The 22,329-nt window shown below is 70.5% G+C and carries 25 protein-coding genes and 4 tRNA genes; 21 read left to right on the forward strand and 8 right to left on the reverse strand.

Annotated features, from left to right (window positions below; translation table 11 throughout):
• The first annotated feature begins 3 nt into the window (after positions 1-3).
• From F3L20_RS03080 to F3L20_RS03095, 4 genes are all read left to right on the forward strand, one after another.
• Complete coding sequence (locus F3L20_RS03080; RefSeq protein ID WP_150152003.1) at positions 4-1,581, forward strand: complex I subunit 4 family protein; 1,578 nt, start codon at positions 4-6, stop codon at positions 1,579-1,581.
• Entirely contained in the window at positions 1,578-3,077 is a 1,500-nt protein-coding gene (locus F3L20_RS03085) for an NADH-quinone oxidoreductase subunit N (RefSeq protein WP_150152006.1), read from the forward strand. The genes F3L20_RS03080 and F3L20_RS03085 overlap by 4 nt, the downstream gene beginning before the upstream one ends.
• Before the next feature lie 332 nt (positions 3,078-3,409).
• On the forward strand, positions 3,410-4,270 hold the full coding sequence (gene htpX / locus F3L20_RS03090) for a zinc metalloprotease HtpX (protein ID WP_150152009.1): 861 nt from the start codon (positions 3,410-3,412) through the stop codon (positions 4,268-4,270).
• A complete protein-coding gene (locus tag F3L20_RS03095; protein WP_150152013.1) occupies positions 4,267-4,662 on the forward strand; it encodes a YccF domain-containing protein in 396 nt (131 codons plus the stop codon). The genes htpX and F3L20_RS03095 overlap by 4 nt, the downstream gene beginning before the upstream one ends.
• Positions 4,663-4,887: 225 nt before the next feature.
• Here the strand turns inward: F3L20_RS03095 and F3L20_RS03100 are convergent, their stop codons facing one another.
• Positions 4,888-6,153 carry an APC family permease gene (locus F3L20_RS03100; protein WP_150152016.1) on the reverse strand — a complete coding sequence of 422 codons (1,266 nt, stop codon included), beginning with the start codon at positions 6,151-6,153 and terminating at the stop codon, positions 4,888-4,890.
• Positions 6,154-6,246: 93 nt separating this feature from the next.
• On the opposite strand from F3L20_RS03100, the gene F3L20_RS03105 reads away from it, so the two are divergent.
• Positions 6,247-6,513, forward strand: a complete 267-nt coding sequence (locus F3L20_RS03105; protein WP_145829768.1) for a GlsB/YeaQ/YmgE family stress response membrane protein — start codon at positions 6,247-6,249, stop codon at positions 6,511-6,513.
• A gap of 76 nt (positions 6,514-6,589) precedes the next feature.
• Here F3L20_RS03105 and F3L20_RS03110 read toward each other — a convergent pair whose 3' ends face one another.
• Positions 6,590-7,078, reverse strand: coding sequence for a YajQ family cyclic di-GMP-binding protein (locus tag F3L20_RS03110; RefSeq protein WP_030823445.1), 489 nt, complete (start codon positions 7,076-7,078; stop codon positions 6,590-6,592).
• A gap of 236 nt (positions 7,079-7,314) precedes the next feature.
• On the opposite strand from F3L20_RS03110, the gene F3L20_RS03115 reads away from it, so the two are divergent.
• Positions 7,315-7,396, forward strand: a tRNA-Tyr gene (locus tag F3L20_RS03115).
• A 131-nt stretch (positions 7,397-7,527) separates the two neighbouring features.
• Here the strand turns inward: F3L20_RS03115 and F3L20_RS03120 are convergent.
• Positions 7,528-8,064 carry a hypothetical protein gene (locus F3L20_RS03120; protein ID WP_167534452.1) on the reverse strand — a complete coding sequence of 179 codons (537 nt, stop codon included), beginning with the start codon at positions 8,062-8,064 and terminating at the stop codon, positions 7,528-7,530.
• 109 nt (positions 8,065-8,173) lie between these two features.
• Between F3L20_RS03120 and F3L20_RS03125 the strand changes: the two genes are divergently transcribed.
• Positions 8,174-8,386 (forward strand): hypothetical protein, encoded by a 213-nt coding sequence (locus F3L20_RS03125; RefSeq protein WP_078540711.1) that lies wholly within the window; start codon positions 8,174-8,176, stop codon positions 8,384-8,386.
• Between the two features lie 17 nt (positions 8,387-8,403).
• Here the strand turns inward: F3L20_RS03125 and F3L20_RS03130 are convergent, their stop codons facing one another.
• Both F3L20_RS03130 and F3L20_RS03135 read right to left on the reverse strand, forming a co-directional pair.
• Positions 8,404-9,060: an NAD(P)H-binding protein gene (locus tag F3L20_RS03130; RefSeq protein ID WP_150152023.1), complete on the reverse strand. Its 657-nt coding sequence runs from the start codon at positions 9,058-9,060 to the stop codon at positions 8,404-8,406.
• Between the two features lie 180 nt (positions 9,061-9,240).
• Positions 9,241-10,509, reverse strand: a complete 1,269-nt coding sequence (locus tag F3L20_RS03135; RefSeq protein ID WP_150152025.1) for an amidohydrolase family protein — start codon at positions 10,507-10,509, stop codon at positions 9,241-9,243.
• 208 nt (positions 10,510-10,717) lie between these two features.
• Between F3L20_RS03135 and F3L20_RS03140 the strand changes: the two genes are divergently transcribed.
• The 6 genes from F3L20_RS03140 to F3L20_RS03165 all read left to right on the forward strand — a co-directional run bounded on the left by F3L20_RS03140 (position 10,718) and on the right by F3L20_RS03165 (position 13,285).
• Positions 10,718-10,790 (forward strand) — tRNA-Thr (locus tag F3L20_RS03140).
• A gap of 46 nt (positions 10,791-10,836) precedes the next feature.
• A tRNA-Met gene (locus F3L20_RS03145) sits at positions 10,837-10,909 on the forward strand.
• 88 nt (positions 10,910-10,997) lie between these two features.
• Positions 10,998-11,162, forward strand: coding sequence for a 50S ribosomal protein L33 (rpmG, locus tag F3L20_RS03150; protein WP_003948671.1), 165 nt, complete (start codon positions 10,998-11,000; stop codon positions 11,160-11,162).
• A gap of 120 nt (positions 11,163-11,282) precedes the next feature.
• Positions 11,283-11,735 (forward strand): MaoC family dehydratase N-terminal domain-containing protein, encoded by a 453-nt coding sequence (locus F3L20_RS03155; protein WP_145829773.1) that lies wholly within the window; start codon positions 11,283-11,285, stop codon positions 11,733-11,735.
• An 8-nt stretch (positions 11,736-11,743) separates the two neighbouring features.
• A complete protein-coding gene (locus tag F3L20_RS03160; RefSeq protein ID WP_145829831.1) occupies positions 11,744-12,172 on the forward strand; it encodes a MaoC family dehydratase in 429 nt (142 codons plus the stop codon).
• Positions 12,173-12,229: 57 nt separating this feature from the next.
• Positions 12,230-13,285, forward strand: coding sequence for a UDP-N-acetylmuramate dehydrogenase (locus F3L20_RS03165; protein WP_150152028.1), 1,056 nt, complete (start codon positions 12,230-12,232; stop codon positions 13,283-13,285).
• Positions 13,286-13,325: 40 nt separating this feature from the next.
• On the opposite strand, the gene F3L20_RS34240 is transcribed toward F3L20_RS03165, so the two are convergent.
• From F3L20_RS34240 to F3L20_RS03180, 3 genes are all read right to left on the reverse strand, one after another.
• Positions 13,326-13,616 carry a hypothetical protein gene (locus F3L20_RS34240; protein WP_206338853.1) on the reverse strand — a complete coding sequence of 97 codons (291 nt, stop codon included), beginning with the start codon at positions 13,614-13,616 and terminating at the stop codon, positions 13,326-13,328.
• 401 nt (positions 13,617-14,017) lie between these two features.
• Complete coding sequence (locus F3L20_RS03175) at positions 14,018-15,058, reverse strand: adenosine deaminase (protein ID WP_150152032.1); 1,041 nt, start codon at positions 15,056-15,058, stop codon at positions 14,018-14,020.
• Between the two features lie 126 nt (positions 15,059-15,184).
• A complete protein-coding gene (locus F3L20_RS03180; RefSeq protein WP_150152035.1) occupies positions 15,185-16,411 on the reverse strand; it encodes a pyridoxal phosphate-dependent aminotransferase in 1,227 nt (408 codons plus the stop codon).
• Between the two features lie 283 nt (positions 16,412-16,694).
• Between F3L20_RS03180 and F3L20_RS03185 the strand changes: the two genes are divergently transcribed.
• The 8 genes from F3L20_RS03185 to rplL all read left to right on the forward strand — a co-directional run bounded on the left by F3L20_RS03185 (position 16,695) and on the right by rplL (position 22,017).
• Positions 16,695-16,767, forward strand: a tRNA-Trp gene (locus F3L20_RS03185).
• A 108-nt stretch (positions 16,768-16,875) separates the two neighbouring features.
• Positions 16,876-17,157, forward strand: a complete 282-nt coding sequence (gene secE / locus F3L20_RS03190; RefSeq protein ID WP_145829778.1) for a preprotein translocase subunit SecE — start codon at positions 16,876-16,878, stop codon at positions 17,155-17,157.
• Between the two features lie 80 nt (positions 17,158-17,237).
• Complete coding sequence (gene nusG / locus F3L20_RS03195; protein ID WP_150152038.1) at positions 17,238-18,080, forward strand: transcription termination/antitermination protein NusG; 843 nt, start codon at positions 17,238-17,240, stop codon at positions 18,078-18,080.
• A 177-nt stretch (positions 18,081-18,257) separates the two neighbouring features.
• Positions 18,258-18,692 (forward strand): 50S ribosomal protein L11, encoded by a 435-nt coding sequence (gene rplK / locus F3L20_RS03200; RefSeq protein WP_024883170.1) that lies wholly within the window; start codon positions 18,258-18,260, stop codon positions 18,690-18,692.
• 81 nt (positions 18,693-18,773) lie between these two features.
• On the forward strand, positions 18,774-19,499 hold the full coding sequence (rplA, locus tag F3L20_RS03205; protein ID WP_145829780.1) for a 50S ribosomal protein L1: 726 nt from the start codon (positions 18,774-18,776) through the stop codon (positions 19,497-19,499).
• A 168-nt stretch (positions 19,500-19,667) separates the two neighbouring features.
• The gene (locus F3L20_RS03210) at positions 19,668-20,609 is read left to right on the forward strand and encodes a hypothetical protein (protein WP_150152041.1); all 942 of its coding nucleotides are present in this window, start codon (positions 19,668-19,670) and stop codon (positions 20,607-20,609) included.
• Between the two features lie 349 nt (positions 20,610-20,958).
• Positions 20,959-21,489 (forward strand): 50S ribosomal protein L10, encoded by a 531-nt coding sequence (gene rplJ / locus F3L20_RS03215; protein ID WP_145829782.1) that lies wholly within the window; start codon positions 20,959-20,961, stop codon positions 21,487-21,489.
• Positions 21,490-21,627: 138 nt separating this feature from the next.
• The gene (gene rplL / locus F3L20_RS03220) at positions 21,628-22,017 is read left to right on the forward strand and encodes a 50S ribosomal protein L7/L12 (RefSeq protein WP_145829783.1); all 390 of its coding nucleotides are present in this window, start codon (positions 21,628-21,630) and stop codon (positions 22,015-22,017) included.
• Positions 22,018-22,329 lie beyond the last annotated feature (312 nt).

Below are 22,329 nucleotides of genomic sequence, written 5' to 3' on the forward strand. Positions count from 1 at the left end.
GGCGTGATCGATATCAACGAGTCCGTGATGCAGTTCCTTCTGGCGTTCCTGGTCGTCGGCCCGCTCCTGGGCGCCGCCGCCGCTCTGCTGCCCGCACCGCCCGGACTGAAGGGGAAGTCGCCCGAGCAGGCCGTGCTGCGGCACGGCGTCACCGTCACCGGAGTGATCCTCGCCGCGGCGATCGTCCTGGCACTCGGCTTCGACCACGACCACCCGTCGAAGATGCAGGCCACGACCGACATCAGCTGGATCCCCGCACTCGACGTGCGGATCCACCTCGGCACCGACGGCATCTCACTCCCCCTTCTGGTCCTGACCGCTCTGCTGGCCTTCCTCAGCGCCCTCTACTCGTACTTCAAGCCGCCCGCGGGACCGTCCCCGAAGGCCTTCGTCGCCCTGCTGCTCGTCCTCGAGTCCGGCACCCTGGCGACCTTCGCCGTCCTCGACCTGGTCCTGTTCTTCCTCGCCTTCGAGACGGTCCTCGTCCCGATGTACTTCCTCATCGCCCGCTGGGGCGGCGAGGGCCGGGCCGAGGCGGCCTGGAAGTTCATCCTGTACACCCTGCTCGGCTCGGTGGTCATGCTGCTCGGCCTGCTCCTGATCGGGATCAAGGCGGGCACGTTCGACATGGTGGCACTCGCCACTGACAACGGCCGGTCGCTGACCACATCCGTGCAGGTCATCGCAGTACTGGCGGTCGGGATCGGGCTCGCGGTGAAGACGCCGATGTGGCCTCTGCACAGCTGGCTGCCCGACGCCCACACCGCCGCGCCGACGGTCGGCTCGGTCCTGCTGGCCGGCGTCCTGCTGAAGATGGGCACGTACGGCTTCGTACGGATCCTGCTCCCGGCCGCCCCCGACGGCTTCCGCACCTTCGCGCCGTACCTGGCCGCCTTCGCCGTCGTCGGCATTGTCTACGGATCCCTCGCCTGCCTCGCCCTGGCCAGGAAGGGCGCGAAGGGCGACCTCAAGCGGCTCATCGCCTACTCCTCCGTCGGCCACATGGGCTTCGTCCTCCTCGGCATCGCGACCATGACCCCGACCGGCGTCAACGGCGCCCTGTTCGCCAACATCGCCCACGGCCTCATCACCGGCCTGCTGTTCTTCCTGGTCGGCGGTCTGAAGGAGCGCACCGGCAGCACGGATCTGGACGCCCTCGCCCAGGAGACCGGAGCCGCGCTCTACGGCAGGGCCCCGCGCCTCGGCGGCCTGCTCGCCTTCGCCGCCGTCGCCTCTCTAGGCCTGCCCGGTCTCGCCGGGTTCTGGGGCGAGATGCTGGCGCTGTTCGGTGCCTTCGACCCCGCCGAGGGGCTCAGCCGGCCCGCCTTCCTGACCTTCATGTCGATCGGCGCGTTCGGCACCCTGCTCACCGCCGCCTACCTGCTGGTCGTGGTCCGCCGGGTCTGCATGGGCGCAGCGCCCCGGGACGACGCCCCACGCCTCACCGACGTGCGCTCCTACGAGTTCGCGGCCTGGACCCCGCTCGTCGCCCTCACCGTCGTCGCCGGCCTGTGGCCCAAGGCCCTCCTCGGGCTGACCGACCCGGCCGTGCAGCAGCTCCTCGCAGGAGGCACCCGATGAGCTCCCTCGTCCAGTCCGTCGACTGGCTGGCCATCGCACCGCCCACCATCACGGCGGTCGTCGGACTCGTCGTCCTCGTCGCCGACCTGTTCGTCGCCGAGGCCAGGAAGCCCCTGCTCGGCTGGATCGCGGTGGCCGGGCTCGCGGCCGCCGCGCTCATGCTGCTGCCCCTCCTCGACGCCGACCGCAGCACGTTCTGCCTGGTGGGCGACACCGGTGTGTGCAGCTACACCGCGGACCGCTTCACCCTCGTCATCCAGTTCCTGGTCCTCGGCGGCGCCCTGCTGGCCGCCCTGCTGTCCGTCACCGCGCTGAAGGACTCCGGCAAGCGGCTCCCCGAGGGCGAGTACTGGTTCCTGTTCCTCTCCTCCGCGGCCGGCGCCGCCCTGCTGCCCGCCTCCCGGGACCTCGCGACCCTGGTCGTCGCCCTGGAGGTCGCGTCCCTGCCCGCCTTCGCCCTGGTCGGCCTGCGGCACGGCGACCGCCGGTCCTCCGAGGCGGCCCTGAAGTTCTTCCTGTCCTCCGTCACCGCCACCGCGGTCAGCCTGCTCGGCATCAGCTTCGTCTACGCGGCCACCGGAACCCTCCACCTCGCCCGGGTCGCCGAGCGCATCCAGCACGTCGACGGGCAGCTCCAGACCCTCGCGCAGACCGGCGTCGTCCTCACCCTCGTCGGCTTCGCGTTCAAGACGGCCGCCGTCCCCTTCCACTTCTGGGTCCCCGACACCTACGTGGGCGCCCCGCTGCCCGTCGCCGCGTATCTGTCGGTCATCGGCAAGGCGGTCGGCTTCTCCGGCCTCATCCTCGTCACGGTCGTCGCCCTGCCCTCGTACGCCGACGCGTGGGCTCCCGCGCTCGCCGTGCTGGCCGCCCTCACCATGACCGTCGGGAACCTCGGCGCCCTGCGCCAGCGGTCCACGCGCGCGTACAGCGCCGTACGCCTCCTCGCCTGGTCGTCCGTCGGCCAGGCCGGCTACCTCCTGGTGCCGATCGCCGCCGCCGGCTACTCCGACGACCCCGAAAGGCCGATCGGCTCCACCCTCGCCTACGCCCTCATGTACGGAGCCGTGAACCTGGGCGCCTTCGCCGTGGCCGCCCTCGTCGGCCGCGCACACCGGCTCAACCGGGTCGCCGACTACCGCGGCCTGTACGCCGCGAGCCCCCTCACCGCACTGCTCATGGGCTTCTTCCTGCTGTGCCTCGCCGGACTCCCGCCGGGCGTCATCGGCCTCTTCGCCAAGGTCACGGTGTTCGCCGCGGCCGTCGACGCCGGGCTCGGCTGGCTGGCCGTCGTCATGGCCGTCAACGTCGTCATCGCGCTGGTCTACTACCTGCGCTGGACGGCACTGCTGTTCCGCGCACCGGAGGGGGAAGCGGCCACCTACCGCCTGACCGCGCCCCTCACCGCGGCACTCGCCCTCACCGGCGTCCTCGGCATCGCCCTGTCCGGGGCTCCCCAGCTGGTCCTGCGCTTCACCGACACCGGGCTGTTCTAGCGCGGCCGTCTACGCGCGGGGAGCCCTTGGCCCCTACGCCCGCCGGGAGCCGCCCGGCCCCTACGCCCGCCGAAGACCGCCCGGCCCCCACGCCCGCCGGGAGCCGCCCTGGCCTCCACGCGCGCGTGCCGCGGGCCCACGTTCCGCGCGGTGGTCACCCGGACGGTTGACACGCGCCACCACGCGCACAAGGGAACTAGTGCCCCTCGCCTGGCGTTGACCGGTACGGGAGGGTCCACTGGACGTGGCACCACGGCACCAGTGGGCAGCGCGGGTCAGAAGGAAGATCAGCAAGCAAGGGTTCCCCTGCCGCACGACTTGGAGGGCGTACCGTGCACCGCCGGCACAACGGGCTCAGGACCGCGGTCCTCCTCGGGGGACTGTCCGCACTCATCATCGTCATCGGCAGTTTTTTCGGCCGCATGGGGCTCGTCGTCGCCGTCGTCGTCGCTCTGGGCACCAACGCCTACGCGTACTGGAACAGCGACAAGCTGGCCCTGCGGGCCATGCGGGCCCGTCCGGTGAGCGAGTTCGAGGCGCCGGGCCTGTACCGGATGGTCCGTGACCTCTCCACGCAGGCACGCCAGCCCATGCCCCGCCTGTACATCTCGCCGACGGAGGCACCCAACGCCTTCGCCACCGGTCGCAATCCGCGCAACGCCGCGGTGTGCTGCACGGAAGGCATCCTGCGTCTGCTCGACGAGCGCGAACTGCGCGGCGTCATCGGCCACGAACTCAGCCACGTCTACAACCGCGACATCCTGATCTCCTCCGTCGCCGGTGCCCTCGCCTCCGTGATCATGTTCCTGGTCAACTTCGCCTGGCTGATCCCGATCGGCCGCTCGGACGACGACGACGGCCCGGGCCTGTTCGGCATGCTGCTGATCCTTCTGCTCGGCCCGCTCGCGGCGTCCCTCATCCAGCTGGCCATCAGCCGCTCCCGGGAGTACGAGGCGGACGCCTCCGGTGCCCAGCTCACCGGCGACCCCCGGGCCCTGGCGAGCGCCCTGCGCAAGCTGGAACAGGGCACCAAACAGCTTCCGCTGCCCCCCGAGCCCCGCATCGAGACGGCCAGCCACATGATGATCGCGAACCCGTTCCGCCCGGGGCAGGGGCTCGCAAAGATGTTCTCCACCCACCCGCCGATGGCGGAACGCATCGCCCGGCTCGAGAAGATGGCAGGCCACCTGTGAAGACCATCCTGAATCTCATCTGGCTCGTCTTCAGCGGCTTCTGGCTGTTCCTCGGCTACATGCTCGCCGGCCTGCTGCTGTGCGTCACGATCATCGGCATCCCGTTCGGCGTGGCCGCGTTCCGCATCGGCGTCTACGCCCTGTGGCCCTTCGGGTACACCACGGTCGAGCGCCGCGACGCGGGAGCACCGTCCCTGATCGTCAACGTGCTGTGGCTGATCCTCGCGGGCTGGTGGCTCGCCCTCGGCCACATCGTCACCGGCATCGCCCTGTGCGTGACGATCATCGGCATCCCCCTCGGCATCGCCAACTTCAAGCTGATCCCGGTCTCCCTGTTCCCGCTGGGCCGCGAGATCGTCCGTACGGATCAGGGGTTCACGGACCGCTGGTGAGTCACCACCGGGCGTCCACACAGGACGCCCGACGGCGGGGGAGTTGTCCACAACCGCGGAGTTGTCCACAGGCCCGCACACGGCTCGCGGCCGGACCGCATGGTGAACCCATGACCGAGCACGAGAAGCCGTACGAGCCGCTGGTTCCGCCGCACCGCATACGCCGAGGGCCCTGACACACCCCGGCGCGCTTCGGGACGGCCCCCGGGGCCCTGACGCCGTGGGCTACCGCCCGCCCCTGGCCTTCCGCCGCCCCCACACCTTCCGCACGCCGTAGGCCGCCACACCCCCGCCGAGCACCGCCGCGCCCACGGCCACCGAGACCGCCGGCAACGAGAACGCCAGGACCAGGCACCCGGCGAGCCCCACCACCGGCACCACGCGGGCCACCACTCCCGGACCGAGCGTCCAGGCCGAGGCGTTCGCCACCGCGTAGTAGGTCAGCACACCGAAGGAGGAGAACCCGATAGCGCCCCGCACATCCACGGTGGCGGCCAGGACGGCGACGACAACGCCCACGGCCAGCTCCGCCCGGTGCGGCACCCGGAACCGCGGGTGCACGGCGGCCAGCGCTCCCGGGAGGTGACGGTCCCGGGCCATGGCCAGCGTCGTCCGCGACACCCCCAGCAGCAGGGCCAGCAGCGACCCCAGCGCGGCCACCGCCGCACCCGCCCGCACCACCGGCGCGAGCCCGGGCACCCCGGCGGCCCGCGCCGCGTCGGCCAGCGGCGCGGAGGACTCACCCAACTCCCGAGCCCCGAGAACGGAAAGGACCGCCACAGCGACCACCGCGTACACGGCCAGAGTGACACCCAGCGCCACCCGGACGGCCCGGGGAATGGTGCGCGCCGGATCCCGCACCTCCTCGCCGAGGGTCGCGATCCGCGCGTATCCCGCGAACGCGAAGAACAGCAGACCCGCCGCCTGGAGCACCCCGCCGACCCCGCCCTCGACACCGGTGTCCAGACGCCCGAAGTCGGCTTCCCCCGACGTCAGACACACGACCACCACGGAAGCGAGGACCGCCAGGACCACACCCACGATCACCCGGGTCACCCACGCGGACTTCTGGACACCGCCGTAGTCGACCGCCGTGACCAGCACCACGGCGCCCACGGCCACGGCGTGCGCCTGCCCCGGCCAGACGTACGCCCCCACGGTGAGCGCCATCGCCGCGCAGGACGCCGTCTTGCCGACCACGAACGCCCAGCCGGCCAGGTAGCCCCAGAAATCGCCGAGCCGCTCACGCCCGTACACGTAGGTGCCGCCCGAGGCCGGGTACAGGGCGGCGAGGCGCGCGGAGGAGTCCGCGTTGCAGTAGGCGACCACGGCGGCGGCCGCCAGCCCGAGGAGCAGTCCGGAACCGGCCGCACGTGCGGCGGGCGCGAGCGCGGCGAAGATCCCCGCCCCCAGCATCGAGCCCAGCCCGACGACGACGGCGTCACTCGCACCGAGGGTGCGGCGCAGTCCGGGTTCCGGCGGGTTCGTCATGAGGCCGCACCCTACTGATCAAGAGCAACCGGAAGGTGGACTCGTGACGTCCTTCATGGTGCAAAGGCCGACGGGACAGGGCAGGTACTCGGCATGACGATCATCAGTTGGATCATCCTTGGCCTGTTGGCCGGGGCCATCGCGAAGTTCCTGCTGCCCGGCCGCGACCCGGGCGGTCTCATCGGCACGACGCTGATCGGTGTCGCCGGCGCGTTCATCGGCGGCTGGATCTCGTCCCGCTGGCTCGACCACCCGATCAGCAAGGACTTCTACGACGGCACCACGTGGGTGGCCGCGATCGGCGGCTCGCTGGTCCTGCTGATCGCCTACCGCATCCTGTTCGGCCATTCGCGCGACTGACGGCGCCGCGCACGCGAAAAGGGCGGGCACCCGAGCGGCACCCACCCTTCCCCGTCCGTCCGGCGCGCCGGCGGATCTACCGGTAGTTCACGAACTGCAGGGCGAAGTCGAAGTCCTTGCCCTTGAGCAGCGCGATGACGGTCTGGAGGTCGTCGCGGCTCTTGGAGCTGACGCGCAGCTCGTCACCCTGCACCTGGGCCTTCACGCCCTTGGGGCCCTCGTCCCGGATGATCTTCGCGACCTTCTTCGCGTTGTCCTGGGAGATGCCCTCCTCGATCGACGCGAAGATCTTGTACTCCTTGCCCGAGAGCTGCGGCTCGCCCGCGTCCAGGGCCTTCAGCGAGATGCCCCGCTTGATCAGCTTGGACTGGAAGACGTCGAGGACTGCCTTCACCCGGTCCTCGGAGTTCGCCTCCATGAGGATCTTCTCGCCGGACCACGAGATCGAGGCGCCCACGCCCTTGAAGTCGTAGCGCTGCGAGATCTCCTTGGCGGTCTGGTTGAGGGCGTTGTCGACCTCCTGCCGCTCGACCTTCGAGACGATGTCGAAACTGGAGTCGGCCATGTCCTGTGGCTCCTTGTATCGGGGTGCGTATCGGGCTGCGCGCCGGACGCGTACCGGCGTACGTGAGGCGGCCTCCGGGCCCGGTGTCGGCCCCGGACCGCATCCGGACCAGCCTAGTCATCCCCCGGCCCCGGGGTGGAGATCAATCGGGTGGCGGAGCACCCCTTCCCATCGGGTATTGTTTACGTCGTTGCCAGCGAGCACCGCCGAGAGGCGGCCTCAGGTGCAGCAAACCCGGCGGTGTGCCCGAGCGGCCAAAGGGAGCAGACTGTAAATCTGCCGGCTCAGCCTTCCCAGGTTCGAATCCTGGCGCCGCCACACGACCGAAAGGGTCTGTGATCAGCAGCAATGCTGATCACAGACCCTTTCGTCGTTCACCCCGCCGTATCCGGTGCCCTGGATGAGCCCGCCGCACCGCGTGCGCGAGCGCCGTCGGCGGCGGTGGGCCGTCAGAGGCCGCCGGGACCGGCCGTCGCTATGGCCTCGGTCGCAGCCCGCCGCAGCGCACGCTGCGTGAGCCAGCTGTTCCTCCCGCCGGTCAGGCAGGCCACGGCGCGGCCCACCCATTCCGGGTCGCCGAGGAGGTGCAGCTTCCCCTCGTCGACGAGCTGCCGCAGCAGACTCTCCAGCCGGAGGACATCCACCGCCCGGTACGGGCGCGTGTGCTGGTCGAAGCGGAGCTGGTGGCTCTCGTACGGGTGGCGCAGCGTCATGTGCAGCCAGCCTCCGTCGCGCTCGGCGACCAGCCCTTTGAACGTGTACATGCCCCTGCTGTTCGTGCTCCCGGAATGCTTGCCCCAGGTGAGCCAGACACCGGTCATGATCCTCGACCACGGGACCAGCCGTCCCTCGGAGTCCGGCTCGTGCTGATGGAGCCCGTCCGGGCGGATCTCCACCCAGTGGGTGTCCGGGCGGGTGGCGTCTCCGACTGCCCAACGCCCGCCGACCAGTTCCAACGGTCCCAGGTGCGTACCGTGAGCCTCCATGCGGGGCATTGAACCACGCGGTCGCGGGACGCGTGAGGGGCCGGGCCGGAGGCCCGCCGGAGCGGGGACTGACGGCCCGGTGGGGCGGGGCGCGGGGCACACTGGGGGCATGTCGTCCCGTCGCCGTCCGTGCCCCGAGTGCCGTCGCGAGATCGCCGTCGTCGCCGGACGGTACGCGCGGCACGATCCGCCCGGCGCCCGCGGCAGCGGCGAGCTGACCTCCTGCCCCGGGTCGCGCCGGCTCGCCCTGCCCGGGCCCGAACAGCCGTCGCTGGACGGGTACGTGGTGCCGGAATTCCCCGGGCAGATGCCCCTCTTCTGACGTCCGCGCCCCGCGCCTCAGTTGCCGGCGACGGACTTCACGGCCACCGACACCGGTGCGGAACCGCTGATCAGCTCCAGGGTCAGGCCCGCCGTCGCGGGCGTGTCCACCAGTTCCGCCAGCACGGCGGCCACGTCGTCCCGGGGGATCGGTCCGCGGCCCGTGCGGGCCTCCAGACGCACCAGTCCGGTGCCGGGCTCGTCCGTGAGCTGACCGGGCCTCAGAATCGTCGCGTCCAGGGCGTCCAGACCGAGCACGTACGCGTCCGCCTCGCCCTTGGCGCGCAGGTACACGTCGAAGACCTCGTCGCCCTGGTGCTTCGCGTCCGCGCCCATGGACGACACGATCACGAAGCGGCGTACGCCCGCGCGGACGGCCGCGTCGGCGAACAGGACCGCCGCCGCCCGGTCCACGGTCTCCTTGCGGCCCACGCCGCTGCCCGGACCGGCACCCGCCGCGAACACCGCCGCGTCCGCGCCCTCCAGGTGACGCGCGACCTCCTCCACCGACGACGACTCCAGGTCGAGCACGATCGGCTCGGCGCCCAGCTCCCGCAGATCGTCCGCCTGTTCGGGTTTGCGGATGATGCCCGCCGCCTCGTCCCCGCGTGCGACGAGCAGACGCTCCAGCCGCAGCGCGATCTGACCATGACCACCAGCGATGACAATGCGCATGTCTTCGACCGTACGCCGCGGCAGGCCCGTTCGCCGCGCGACTCAGCGACACGCCCGCGTCCACGACAAGCCCGCGGCGCCACACCGGTCAATGCCTCCGCCGAGGCGGTCCCGCACCCCCGTCCCGCGTCCGCCCCACGTGCGCCGCCCCACCGCCGTCACGGCCGGCACCCACCACCGCTACGCCGGCCCCCGCCCCTGCCGGGGCAGCCCCGGCCCCGTGCCGGAGGCCGCCGAGTCGCAGTACTCGCGTACCGCGCTCGTCCGGGCGACCACCCGGCCGCCGTGCACCACGACACGGCTGTACGCCAGGGACAGCGCGGCCGGGAGGCCGTCGCCGCGGACCGCCAGCAGATCGGCCGGGAAACCCGCCTCCACGCGCACCTCAGGCAGGCCCATGGCCGCCCGCGCCGCCGTGCTCACGGACGCGTACGCGTCCTCGGGGGGCAGGCCCTGGCAGGAGGCCAGCAGGTACGCCGCCTCCAGCGGGTCCCCCCGGCCCACCGGGTTCGACACGTCCCGCAGGGCGCCGCTCCCGGCCGCCACCCGCACCCCCGCCGAACGCAGCAGCCGCACCGGCGCGGCACCCCGGATCTCGGCCGCGCCGCAGCCGCCCTGGGGCAGGCACACCACCGTCACGCCGGCCGCCGCGAGCCGGTCCGCCGTGCGGGCCGCCAGGTCGGCGGGCAGGTCGGAGAGGGCGCCGCACGGGCCGAGCGTCACCCCGGGCCGCAGACCGCCCGCCATCGCCGCGAAGCGGGCCAGCCGGGCCGGGTCGGCCGCGTCGGTGTGCAGGTCGACGGGACAGCCGTGCTCGGAGGCGACCTCCAGCACCGCCTCCACATAGCCCGCCGGGTCCGGGTCGAGGTCCGGGCAGCCGCCCACCACGGAGGCGCCCATCTTCACCGCGTCCCGCAGCACCGCCAGCCCGTCCGCCCCGGCCGCCCCGGTCAGCACCCGGGGCATCGCCACCGTGGTCAGCTCGGCCAGCCCGCGCAGCGAACGCGCGGCGCGCAGCACGGCTTTCAGCGCGCCCAGCCCGGCCATGTCCCCCACCCGCACATGCGCGCGCAGCGCCGTCGCCCCGTGCCCGAGCTGGAGCAGCGCCGCCTCGGTCGCCCGGCGCTGGACGTCCTGCGGGTCGTCGGAGACGGGCCCCGGCTCGTCGGCGGACAGCGCGGTGTCCGCGTGGGCGTGCGGCTCGGCGGGGGCCGGGAGGAGGAGGTAGCCGGTGAGGTCGAGCCGGGGCACGTACGCGCGCGTGGCGTCCGGGGCGAGGCTGCCGGCCGTACCGACGGCCTCGATGCGTCCGCCGCCCAGCCGTACGTCCACGGTCCGGCCGTCGGTGAGACGGGCACCGCACAGCAGCAGCGGGGCCGGTTCGCCCGGGGACGAACCGGAGGGCGAGGACCACGGGTGGGACGGTGGCTGCGGCCGGTTGTCGGGCATCGCGCTCCTGGGACTCGGGCTGCGCACGAGGACGCACGTCACGCTGAGACAAGATCACGCAGAGTGAGTCGAGCCTAGGATGACCGCCCGCCACGCGCCGGGAGGAGCGCAATAGTCGTACCGGCGTGGTCCGTCCGCCGGGAGGGGGACAGGCACCGGAAACGGATTTGGGCGATCGGCGGCGGACCGTGTAATGTCTTCATCGCTCGCCCCAATAGCTCAGTCGGCAGAGCGTCTCCATGGTAAGGAGAAGGTCAACGGTTCGATTCCGTTTTGGGGCTCTGGTGTGTGAGGTTCCCGCCGCGAGGCGGGGCCCGATCGCATCAAAGCGGTGTAGCTCAGTCGGTAGAGCAAGCGGCTCATAATCGCTGTGTCACCGGTTCAAGTCCGGTCACCGCTACAGACAGTAGCCGATTGCGGGGTCGGTCCTTCGATCGGCTACTCTTCTTGCGTTAATCAAGTCCATCCGTTCGTCAAGGAGCACTCACGTGGCTGCCACCGACGTCCGCCCGAAGATCACGCTGGCCTGCGTGGAGTGCAAGGAGCGGAACTACATCACCAAGAAGAACCGGCGTAACAACCCGGACCGTCTTGAGATGAAGAAGCACTGCCCGCGTTGCAATGCGCACACCGCGCATCGCGAAACGCGATAAAAACAGGCTCGTACACGAGGCCGTCCCCCCAGTCGGGGGGCGGCCTCGTGTCGTTTCACCACCGACATCACTCGCCGTGAGACACGTCGGTCCTGAACCGACACAGGAGGTGCCGCGCGCATGGCGCTCGACCAGTCCTTCGTGGGGCGGACGTACCCGCCCACCGAGCCCTACGAGGTGGGCCGGGAGAAGATCCGCGAGTTCGCCGAGGCAGTGGGGGACGCCAATCCGGCGTACACGGACGCGGAGGCCGCCAAGGCGCTCGGCCATCCCGATGTGATCGCCCCGCCGACCTTCGTGTTCGCCATCACGTTCAAGGCCGCGGGGCAGGTCGTCGCCGACCCGCAGCTCGGCCTCGACTACAGCCGGGTGGTGCACGGCGACCAGAAGTTCGCCTACAACCGGCCGGTGCGCGCCGGTGACCGGCTCACTGTCACGTCGACCATCGAGACGATCCGGACGATGGCCGGCAACGACATACTGGACATCCGCGGCGAGGTGCACGACCAGGACGGCGCACACGTCGTGACCGCCTGGACCAAGCTGGTGGCCCGCGCGGCCGAGGAGGCGTGAATCACACCATGACGGCGAAGATCTCCTACGCCGACGTCGAGGTCGGGACCGAGCTGCCCGCGGGGACGTTCCCCGTGACACGCGCCACTCTCGTCCAGTACGCGGGTGCCTCCGGCGACTTCAACCCCATCCACTGGAACGAGCGGTTCGCCAAGGAGGTGGGCCTCCCGGACGTCATCGCGCACGGCATGTTCACCATGGCCGAGGCGATCCGCGTGGTGACCGACTGGGTCGGCGACCCGGGCGCGGTCGTCGAGTACGGCGTCCGCTTCACCCGCCCGGTCGTCGTGCCCGACGACGACAAGGGCGCCCTCATCGAGGTCAGCGGCAAGGTCGCCGCAAAGCTCGACGACAACACCGTGCGGGTGGACCTCGTGGCGACCAGCGCCGGACAGAAGGTCCTGGGCGTCTCCCGGGCGGTCGTCCGGCTCGCCTGAACCGGACCGGACGGCGGGGGAGCGGGGGCGGCGGCGCCGTCTCGTAGTCTTGAGCCCGTGCAGGAACTCCACGACGCCCCCCTCGCCCCGCTGACCACCTTCCGGCTGGGCGGCCCCGCGACCCGGCTGGTCACCGCGACCACCGACGACGAGGTGATCGCCGCCGTCCGCGAGGCCGACGCCGCCGGCACCCCGCTGCTGGTCATCGGCGGCGGCTCCAACCTGGTCATCGGCGACAAGGGCTTCGACGGCACCGCGCTCGTCGTCGCGACCAAGGGCGTCACCCTCGACGGCACCGACCTCGAACTGGCCGCCGGCGAGGTGTGGACCGACGCCGTCGCGGCCACCGTGGAGGCCGGGCTGGCCGGCGTCGAGTGCCTGGCCGGCATCCCCGGCTCGGCGGGCGCCACCCCCATCCAGAACGTCGGGGCGTACGGCCAGGAGGTCTCCTCCACGATCACCGAGGTGATCGCCTACGACCGGCGCTCCGGCGGGACCGTCACGCTCTCCAACGAGGAGTGCGCCTTCTCGTACCGGCACAGCCGCTTCAAGGCCGACCCCGAGCGGTACGTCGTCCTGCGCGTCCGCTTCCGGCTGGAGGACGCCGGGGGTCTGTCCGGCCCGGTCAAGTACGCCGAGACGGCCCGCGTGCTCGGCGTCGCCCCCGGCGAGCGGGTGCCGCTGGCCACCGCCCGCGACACGGTGCTGAAGCTCCGCGCGGGCAAGGGCATGGTGCTGGACGCCGAGGACCACGACACCTGGTCGGCCGGGTCCTTCTTCACCAACCCGATCCTCGACGACGAGACGTTCGCCGCATTCCGTACGCGTGTGCGGGAGCGGTTGGGGGACGGCGTGGAGCCGCCCGCCTACCCCGCCGGTGAGGGGCGCACCAAGACGTCCGCGGCCTGGCTGATCGACAAGGCCGGCTTCACCAAGGGGTACGGCAACGGGCCCGCCCGCATCTCCACCAAGCACACCCTCGCCCTCACCAACCGCGGTCAGGCCACCACGGAGGACCTGCTGGCGCTGGCCCGCGAGGTCGTGGCGGGCGTCCGCGACGCGTTCGGGATCACCCTGGTGAACGAACCGGTCATGGTCGGCGTCGGGCTGTAGCTCCGCGAACTCCGTTGCCGTGCGGCTCACCCGCCCGTGATCATGGGCCGGTGAGGTTCCCCGCATGCAGCTGAGACTGCTCCAGCACCGCCCCCGCACCGGTCCGCACGAGCACCGTGTCGTCCGGCCGCGTCAGCCGCTGCGCCACACGTCGCTGTTCGCTCCCGAGCCCATCGGCATGCTCCTCGGGGACCACGACGGACTGAACCGCCTCGCCGGCCTGTTCTCCTTCGCCGCGTACTCCCGCCACACCCTCGTCCATGTGCCGCTGCGCGACGCGGTGCCGCCCGACGAGGGCACGGGGCAGCGCGTGGACCTGGTCCTGGCCCACCACTCCTACGGACTGCGCCCGAGCGCGTGGCCGCGCGTGCGCCGCGCCCTCGGTCCGGGGACGCCCCTGACCGTGCGGACCGACGAGGTGCGCACCGACCGTGACGCGGCCGCCCGGCGTGAGCGCGCCGTGCGTCCCGGCTGCCGTGACGAGCTGCGGCACGCCCTGCACGCCCGCACGTTCTTCCTCTTCGGTAGCCGGGACGTCTTCGCCGAGGCGGCCATGTCCTTCGCCTACGCGGCTGGCTGGGGACCGCGTCGGAAAGGCGTCGCGTCGGAAAGGCGTCACGAACGGGCGGCTCGCGATGGTGTCCAGCCTTGCCGGTCTCGTGCAGCAGCCGGGCGGAGGACACCCGCACGAGGTCCTGATCTGCTACAAGCCGTATCCGCCCTACGCCCACGTCACCCGACCGGGGCGGTCAGCCAGGCGTCGACGCCCGACAGCAGCTTCTCCTTGACGTCCTCCGGCGCCGCCGAGCCCCGGACGGACTGCCGGGCCAGCTCGGCGAGCTCCGCGTCCGTGAAGGCGTGGTACCGGCGCGCGATCTCGTACTGCGCCGCCAGCCGGGAGCCGAACAGCAGCGGGTCGTCCGCGCCCAGCGCCATCGGCACGCCCGCCTCGAACAGCGTGCGCAGGGGGACGTCGGCCAGCTTGTCGTAGACGCCGAGGGCGACGTTCGACGCGGGGCACACCTCGCAGGTGACGCCCCGGTCCGCGAGCCGCTTCATCAGCCGCGGATCGTCCGCCGCCCGCACGCCGTGGCCGATCCGGTGCGCGTCCAGGTCGTCCAGGCAGTCGCGGACCGACGCCGGCCCCGCCAGCTCGCCGCCGTGCGGGGCCGACAGCAGCCCGCCCTCCCGTGCGATGGCGAACGCCCGGTCGAAGTCGCGGGCCATCCCGCGCCGCTCGTCGTTGGAGAGCCCGAAGCCGACGATCCCCCGGTCGGCGTAACGCACCGCGAGGCGGGCCAGCGTGCGGGCGTCCAGGGGGTGCTTCATCCGGTTGGCGGCCACCAGCACCCGCATTCCGAGCCCGGTGTCGCGGACCGCCGTGTCCACCGCGTCGAGGATGACCTCCAGCGCCGGGATCAGCCCGCCCAGCCGCGGCGCGTACGACGTCGGGTCGACCTGGATCTCCAGCCAGCCGGAGCCGTCCCGCAGGTCCTCCTCGGCGGCCTCCCGCACCAGCCGCTGGATGTCCTCGGGCGCTCTGATGCACGAGCGTGCCGCGTCGTACAGACGCTGGAAGCGGAACCAGCCGCGCTCGTCCGTGGCCCGCAGTCGGGGCGGCTCCCCGCCGGTCAGGGCGTCGGTCAGGGCCTCGGGCAGACGCACCCCGTACTTGTCGGCCAGTTCCATGAGGGTGCTCGGCCGCATGGACCCGGTGAAGTGCAGATGCAGGTGGGCCTTCGGCAGCTCAGAGACATCACGTACACGCTCCATTCGCCGATCCTGCCGCACGTTCCGGCCGTGCCGGTAGCGCTTTCGCCGTTCGTGGTCTTGCTCGCACACATGAACGGGGGCGCCCGGAAGGAATCCGGGCGCCCCCGATGCGGAAGGGACGGGGTGTCAGTCCCGCGCCTCCGCCAGCAGCTTCTGGATCCGGCTCACGCCCTCGACGAGGTCCTCGTCGCCCAGCGCGTAGGACAGCCGCAGGTAGCCCGGCGTGCCGAACGCCTCACCCGGGACCACCGCGACCTCGGCCTCCTCCAGGATGAGCGCCGCGAGCTCTACGGAGTTCTGCGGACGCTTGCCGCGGATCTCCTTGCCGATCAGTGCCTTCACCGACGGGTAGGCGTAGAACGCGCCCTCGGGCTCGGGGCAGACCACGCCGTCGATCTCGTTGAGCATCCGCACGATGGTCTTCCGGCGCCGGTCGAACGCCTCGCGCATCGTCGCCACCGCGTCCAGGTCGCCGGAGACGGCGGCGAGAGCGGCGGCCTGGGCGACGTTCGACACGTTCGACGTGGCGTGCGACTGCAGGTTGGTCGCGGCCTTCACCACGTCCTTCGGGCCGATGACCCAGCCGACCCGCCAGCCGGTCATCGCGTACGTCTTGGCGACGCCGTTGACCACGACGCACTTGTCGCGCAGCTCGGGCAGGAGCGCGGGCAGGGACACGGAGACGGCGTCGCCGTACACGAGGTGCTCGTAGATCTCGTCGGTGAGCACCCACAGGCCGTGCTCGACGGCCCACTTGCCGATGGCCTCGGTCTCGGCCTCGCTGTAGACCGCGCCGGTCGGGTTCGACGGGGAGACGAACAGGACGACCTTCGTCTTCTCGGTGCGGGCCGCATCCAGCTGCTCCACGCTGACGCGGTAGCCGGTGGTCTCGTCGGCGACGACCTCGACCGGGACACCGCCCGCGAGCCGGATCGACTCCGGGTACGTCGTCCAGTACGGCGCCGGGACGATGACCTCGTCGCCCGGGTCGAGGATCGCGGCGAAGGCCTCGTAGATGGCCTGCTTGCCGCCGTTGGTGACGAGGATCTGGGACGGGTCGACCTCGTAGCCGGAGTCGCGCAGCGTCTTGGCGGCGATCGCGTTCTTCAGCTCGGGCAGGCCGCCGGCCGGCGTGTACCGGTGGAACCTCGGGTTCTTGCAGGCCTCGATCGCGGCCTCGACGATGTAGTCCGGCGTCGGGAAGTCGGGCTCACCGGCGCCGAAGCCGATCACCGGTCGCCCGGCGGCCTTGAGGGCCTTGGCCTTGGCGTCCACGGCGAGGGTGGCGGACTCGGAGATCGCGCCGACTCGGGCGGAGACCCGGCGCTCGGTGGGAGGGGTTGCAGCGCTCATGCGCCCATCGTTCCAGACACGAAACACAGTCGGCACAGCGGTTTCACGGACTGAACAACACCGGGCAAACCGCTGAACACCAGTCCGAGCGGCGCGTTCGCCGACGGCGTGGCCAGGACGATCTTCGGCCGTCGTACGGCCGGTGCGGCCCCTCGCAGGCACTTTCTGTTCGACGCCCGGCCCAGGAACACGTACACTCACACCTCGTTGGCCTTCAGCGGTCCGCGCTCAGCCGGTGCACACCAAGCTTCCGGTCGGATGCGGTACGTTGGGGGACGCACAAAGGGTCGTAGCTCAATTGGTAGAGCACTGGTCTCCAAAACCAGCGGTTGGGGGTTCAAGTCCCTCCGGCCCTGCTACACACTCCTTCGCCAGGATGTGTGCGCATGTACGTACAGCAATGCACCGCCGTGCGGCTCAGACCGGGCGCGGCACGGCCACGACCCGGAATCAGGTGAGGACGAGTGACGGACGCCGTGGGCTCCATCGACATGCCTGATGCCCAGGACGCGGCAGACTCCAAGAAGCCTCGTAAGGGCGGCAAGCGGGCCAAGAAGGGCCCCCTGAAGCGCCTTGCGCTCTTCTACCGCCAGATCGTCGCGGAGCTTCGCAAGGTTGTCTGGCCCACCCGCAACCAGCTGACGTCGTACACGACCGCGGTGATCGTCTTCGTGGTCCTGATGATCGGCCTGATCACCCTGATCGACTATGGCCTCAGTCACGCCGCCAAGTACGTCTTCGGCTGATCCCCGAGCGAAGAGCGCCGAGGTACCCGGCGCTCCTTTCGCATGTTCCACCCCTATGTATCCAGGAAGAAGCAGCCACCGTGTCTGACCCGAACGTGAACGACGCCGTCGAGCCTTACGGCGAAGGGGCCGAGTCCGCCGAGGACGCGCCCGCCGCCGTCGAGGCCACGGTCGTCGAGGACACCGAGGCCCCCGCAGAGGCCGAGGCTGCCGACACCACCGACGGCGAGGCCGTCGAGGGTGAGACCGACGAGGACGAGTCCGCCGAAGCCGCGGAAGCGGCCGAGGAGGAGCCCGAGGACGACCGCGACCCGGTCGAGAAGCTCCGTGAGGAGCTGCGGTCCCTGCCCGGCGAGTGGTACGTCATCCACACCTACGCGGGCTACGAGAACCGCGTGAAGACCAACCTCGAGCAGCGCGCCGTCTCGCTGAACGTCGAGGACTACATCTTCCAGGCCGAGGTGCCGCAGGAAGAGGTCGTCCAGATCAAGAACGGCGACCGCAAGACGATCAAGCAGAACAAGCTCCCGGGCTACGTCCTGGTCCGCATGGACCTGACGAACGAGTCCTGGGGTGTCGTGCGCAACACTCCCGGTGTCACCGGCTTCGTGGGCAACGCCTACGACCCGTACCCCCTGACCCTGGACGAGATCGTCAAGATGCTCGCCCCGGAGGCCGAGGAGAAGGCCGCCCGCGAGGCCGCCGAGGCCGAGGGCAAGCCGGCGCCGCAGCGCAAGGTCGAGGTCCAGGTGCTGGACTTCGAGGTCGGCGACTCGGTCACCGTCACCGACGGTCCGTTCGCCACGCTCCAGGCGACCATCAACGAGATCAACCCCGACTCCAAGAAGGTCAAGGGTCTGGTGGAGATCTTCGGCCGCGAGACGCCGGTCGAGCTCTCCTTCGACCAGATCCAGAAGAACTAGCCCTTCTGGACCGGCTGTTGCACAGCTTCCGCGCAGGTCAGGCGAACGCTCGCGCGTTTGTCTGACCTGCTCGGTTTTTGGCCGCGCATCCATACCCGTTATCGTTGTGCGGTATGCCTGCGTCCTGGTTGTCGCCAGGACGCCGGCAGGACCCGAATCGAAAGGACCCGGAGAGCCATGCCTCCCAAGAAGAAGAAGGTCACGGGGCTCATCAAGCTCCAGATCCAGGCCGGTGCCGCGAACCCGGCCCCGCCGGTCGGCCCCGCGCTGGGCCAGCACGGCGTCAACATCATGGAGTTCTGCAAGGCCTACAACGCCGCGACCGAGTCGCAGCGCGGTTGGGTCATCCCGGTGGAGATCACGGTCTACGAGGACCGCTCCTTCACCTTCATCACCAAGACCCCGCCGGCCGCGAAGATGATCCTCAAGGCCGCGGGCGTGGAGAAGGGCTCCGGCGAGCCGCACAAGACCAAGGTCGCGAAGATCACCGCCGACCAGGTCCGTGAGATCGCCACGACCAAGATGCCCGACCTCAACGCCAACGACCTGGACGCCGCGTCGAAGATCATCGCCGGCACCGCCCGTTCCATGGGCATCACGGTCGAGGGCTGACCTCCACCCCCGTAAGCCAAGCAGTAGTGGCAGGGCCGGCTCGGCCCGGACCACAACTCCTCGAACGCACAGGAGCTTTCAGTGAGCAAGCGCAGCAAGTCTCTCCGCGCTGCGGACGCCAAGATCGACCGGGAGAAGCTGTACGCCCCGCTCGAGGCCGTCCGTCTCGCCAAGGAGACGTCCACGACCAAGTTCGACGGCACCGTCGAGGTCGCCTTCCGTCTGGGTGTCGACCCGCGCAAGGCCGACCAGATGGTCCGTGGCACCGTGAACCTCCCGCACGGCACCGGTAAGACCGCCCGGGTCCTGGTCTTCGCGACCGGTGACCGTGCCGAGGCCGCACGCGCCGCGGGCGCCGACATCGTCGGCGCCGACGAGCTGATCGACGAGGTGTCGAAGGGCCGTCTGGACTTCGACGCCGTCGTCGCCACCCCGGACCTCATGGGCAAGGTCGGCCGCCTCGGCCGCGTGCTCGGTCCCCGTGGTCTGATGCCGAACCCGAAGACCGGCACCGTGACCCCGGACGTCACCAAGGCCGTCAACGACATCAAGGGCGGCAAGATCGAGTTCCGTGTCGACAAGCACGCGAACCTGCACTTCATCATCGGCAAGACGTCGTTCGACGACACCAAGCTGGTGGAGAACTACGGCGCGGCCCTGGAGGAGATCCTCCGTCTGAAGCCGTCCGCCGCCAAGGGTCGCTACATCAAGAAGGCCGCGCTCACCACCACGATGGGCCCCGGCATTCCGCTCGACCCGAACCGCACCCGCAACCTCCTCGTCGAGGAGGACCCGGCCGCCGTCTGAGCCGGGTGAGCCGGCCGACGGGCCGGTGTGCGCACGCATCGAAGAACCCGTCCTCACACCCAACTCGGGTGGGGGGACGGGTTTTTTCGTACGCCAGTGTCGGCGCGGTGGGTTACCGTGCACAGGAATCACACACGGAGCACGGCGAAACATCAGGGGTGGGTATTCATGGCCATGGCCGCATGGAAGCGCGCGGGTGTCTGTCTGACGGCCGCAGCGGTCGTCGTGGGCCTCGCGGGGTGCCAGGACGGTGACGGGGGCGGGAGCAAGAAGGCCGGAGGCTCGTCCGGCTCCGAGGCCCAGACGCAGAACGAGGCGACCGAGGTCCTCCAGGCCGCGTTCAAGAAGACGTCCGAGGCGAAGTCCTCGAAGGTCCGGATGACGATGACCATGCCGGCCGGGCTGGACGGCGGCGGCACCGTGGAGATGTCCGGTGTCCAGGGGTGGGACCCGGCCGTCATGGACGTCACCATGAAGGGCTCGGCCCTCGCCGCGGGCTCCCCGGACGGGCCCCAGGAGGCCCGCATGATCATGCTGGACGGCGTCATGTACATGGACATGGGTGCCGAGCAGGCCGCGCAGATGGACGGCAAGCGCTGGATGAAGATGGACTTCAAGGCCCTCGCCGACGCGACCGGCGACCCGGAGGTCCAGAAGCAGATGACCGGCGGCCTGGAGAACATGAACCAGGACCCGGCGCAGCAGCTGGCCATGCTGCTGGGCTCGCCCAGCCTGAAGCACGTGGGCCCGGAGAAGGTCGACGGCGTCGAGACGCAGCACTACAAGGGCACGCTGACCGTCGAGGAGATGCTCGACACCAACAAGGCGCTCGACGGGCTGTTCACCAAGGCCGAGCGCGAGCAGCTCGTCGCCAACATGAAGAAGACGGGCCTGAAGGGCTACGACACCGAGGTCTGGGTCAACGAGGACGACTACCCGGCCAAGATGGTCGTCGGCATGACCATGGACCAGGGCACGATGAAGATGACCGCCCACTACTCGGACTACGGCGCCAAGGCCGAGGTGAAGGCGCCGGCCGCGGGCGAGACCTTCGACTTCATGCAGCTGATGAAGGAGCTGGAGTCGCTGGGCGCGGGGGCGGCTTCCTAGTCCCCCGAGCCGGCCTCCGAGCCGTCGGCTCCCGGCGCCCAGGAGTGCGCCGGGAGCCCCCGTTCGGCCGATTTGCCTCACGCCGATCCGTTCACGTAGTCTTCCACCGAAGCCAAAGACCGCTGGTCGTTGCCGTGCGCTCGTACGAGGGCACGGTGGCCGAAGGATCCGCTGAACTGCGGACGACCCGCGTAGGTGACATTGGAAGAGTTCCCGGGAGACCGCCGCCGAAAGGCGCGGAGAACCGGTTGAGCTTCGCCCCGTGCGCCTGCGCCCGGGGCGTTTCGTTTTCCCCAGTCCTCCTTCGGGTCCGCGCGGTCCGAATCACCCGGAAGGAGGCCGAGGCTCTATGGCGAGGCCCGACAAGGCTGCCGCGGTTGCCGAGCTGACGGACAAGTTCCGCAGCTCCAACGCCGCCGTGCTGACCGAGTACCGCGGTCTCACCGTGGCGCAGCTCAAGACGCTGCGTCGTTCGCTCGGTGAGAACGCCCAGTACGCCGTGGTGAAGAACACGCTGACCAAGATTGCGGCCAACGAGGCCGGGATCACGCTCGACGACCAGCTCTTCGCTGGCCCGACGGCGGTCGCCTTCGTCACCGGTGACCCGGTGGAGTCGGCGAAGGGTCTTCGTGACTTCGCCAAGGAAAACCCGAATCTCGTCATCAAGGGCGGTGTCCTTGACGGCAAGGCGCTGTCCGCCGACGAGATCAAGAAGCTTGCGGACCTCGAGTCCCGCGAGGTTCTGCTCTCCAAGCTGGCCGGTGCCTTCAAGGCGAAGCAGTCCCAGGCTGCCTCCGTCTTCCAGGCGCTGCCGTCGAAGCTCGTCCGCACCGTGGACGCGCTCCGTGCCAAGCAGGACGAGCAGGGCGGTGCCGAGTAACTCGGCTCGCTTTCCGATCCTCGCCGCCTGAGGTGAGGGTCGACGCGGGCCCGACGTCTACGGAGTAATGCCGTCAGGCATACGCCCGCCTCACCCCGTACATCCGGCACCTGCCGATTTAGTGGAAGGACCGCCATCATGGCGAAGCTCAGCCAGGAAGACCTGCTCGCGCAGTTCGAGGAGATGACCCTCATCGAGCTCTCCGAGTTCGTGAAGGCCTTCGAGGAGAAGTTCGACGTCACCGCCGCCGCTGCCGCGCCGGTCGTCGTTGCCGGTGGTGCCGGTGGTGGCGCCGCCGCCGAGGCCCCCGAGGAGAAGGACGAGTTCGACGTCGTCCTCACCGGTGCCGGCGACAAGAAGATCCAGGTCATCAAGGTCGTGCGTGAGCTGACCTCCCTGGGTCTGAAGGAGGCCAAGGACCTCGTGGACGGCACCCCGAAGCCGGTCCTGGAGAAGGTCAACAAGGAGGCCGCGGACAAGGCTGCCGAGTCCCTCAAGGCCGCCGGCGCCTCCGTCGAGGTCAAGTAACACCTTCCGGGTCCGACAGGATCCGACACGCGTCCCACGGGGCGTGTAACGCTCAAGCGCCGAGGAGCGATCATCCATCCGGGTGGTCGCTCTTCGGCGTACCGGGGGGTCGGCGGCGACTGCCTTGCACCCGGGACGGCGGGGGGTATGGTGATCTTCGTTGTGCCTCCGAGGGGCCGCGGAGATGAGCCGGCCGGCGGCGGTTCGAACAAGGGGGGCCCTTGACGAACCGCACGCAGCGCGCAATTCTCAGGACGCGTCGTCACAAGGATCCGAATCCGAGGCATGGATCGACGGCAAAGAGGGCAGTAT

This window comes from Streptomyces tendae, from assembly GCF_008632955.1.
Taxonomy (GTDB): domain Bacteria; phylum Actinomycetota; class Actinomycetes; order Streptomycetales; family Streptomycetaceae; genus Streptomyces.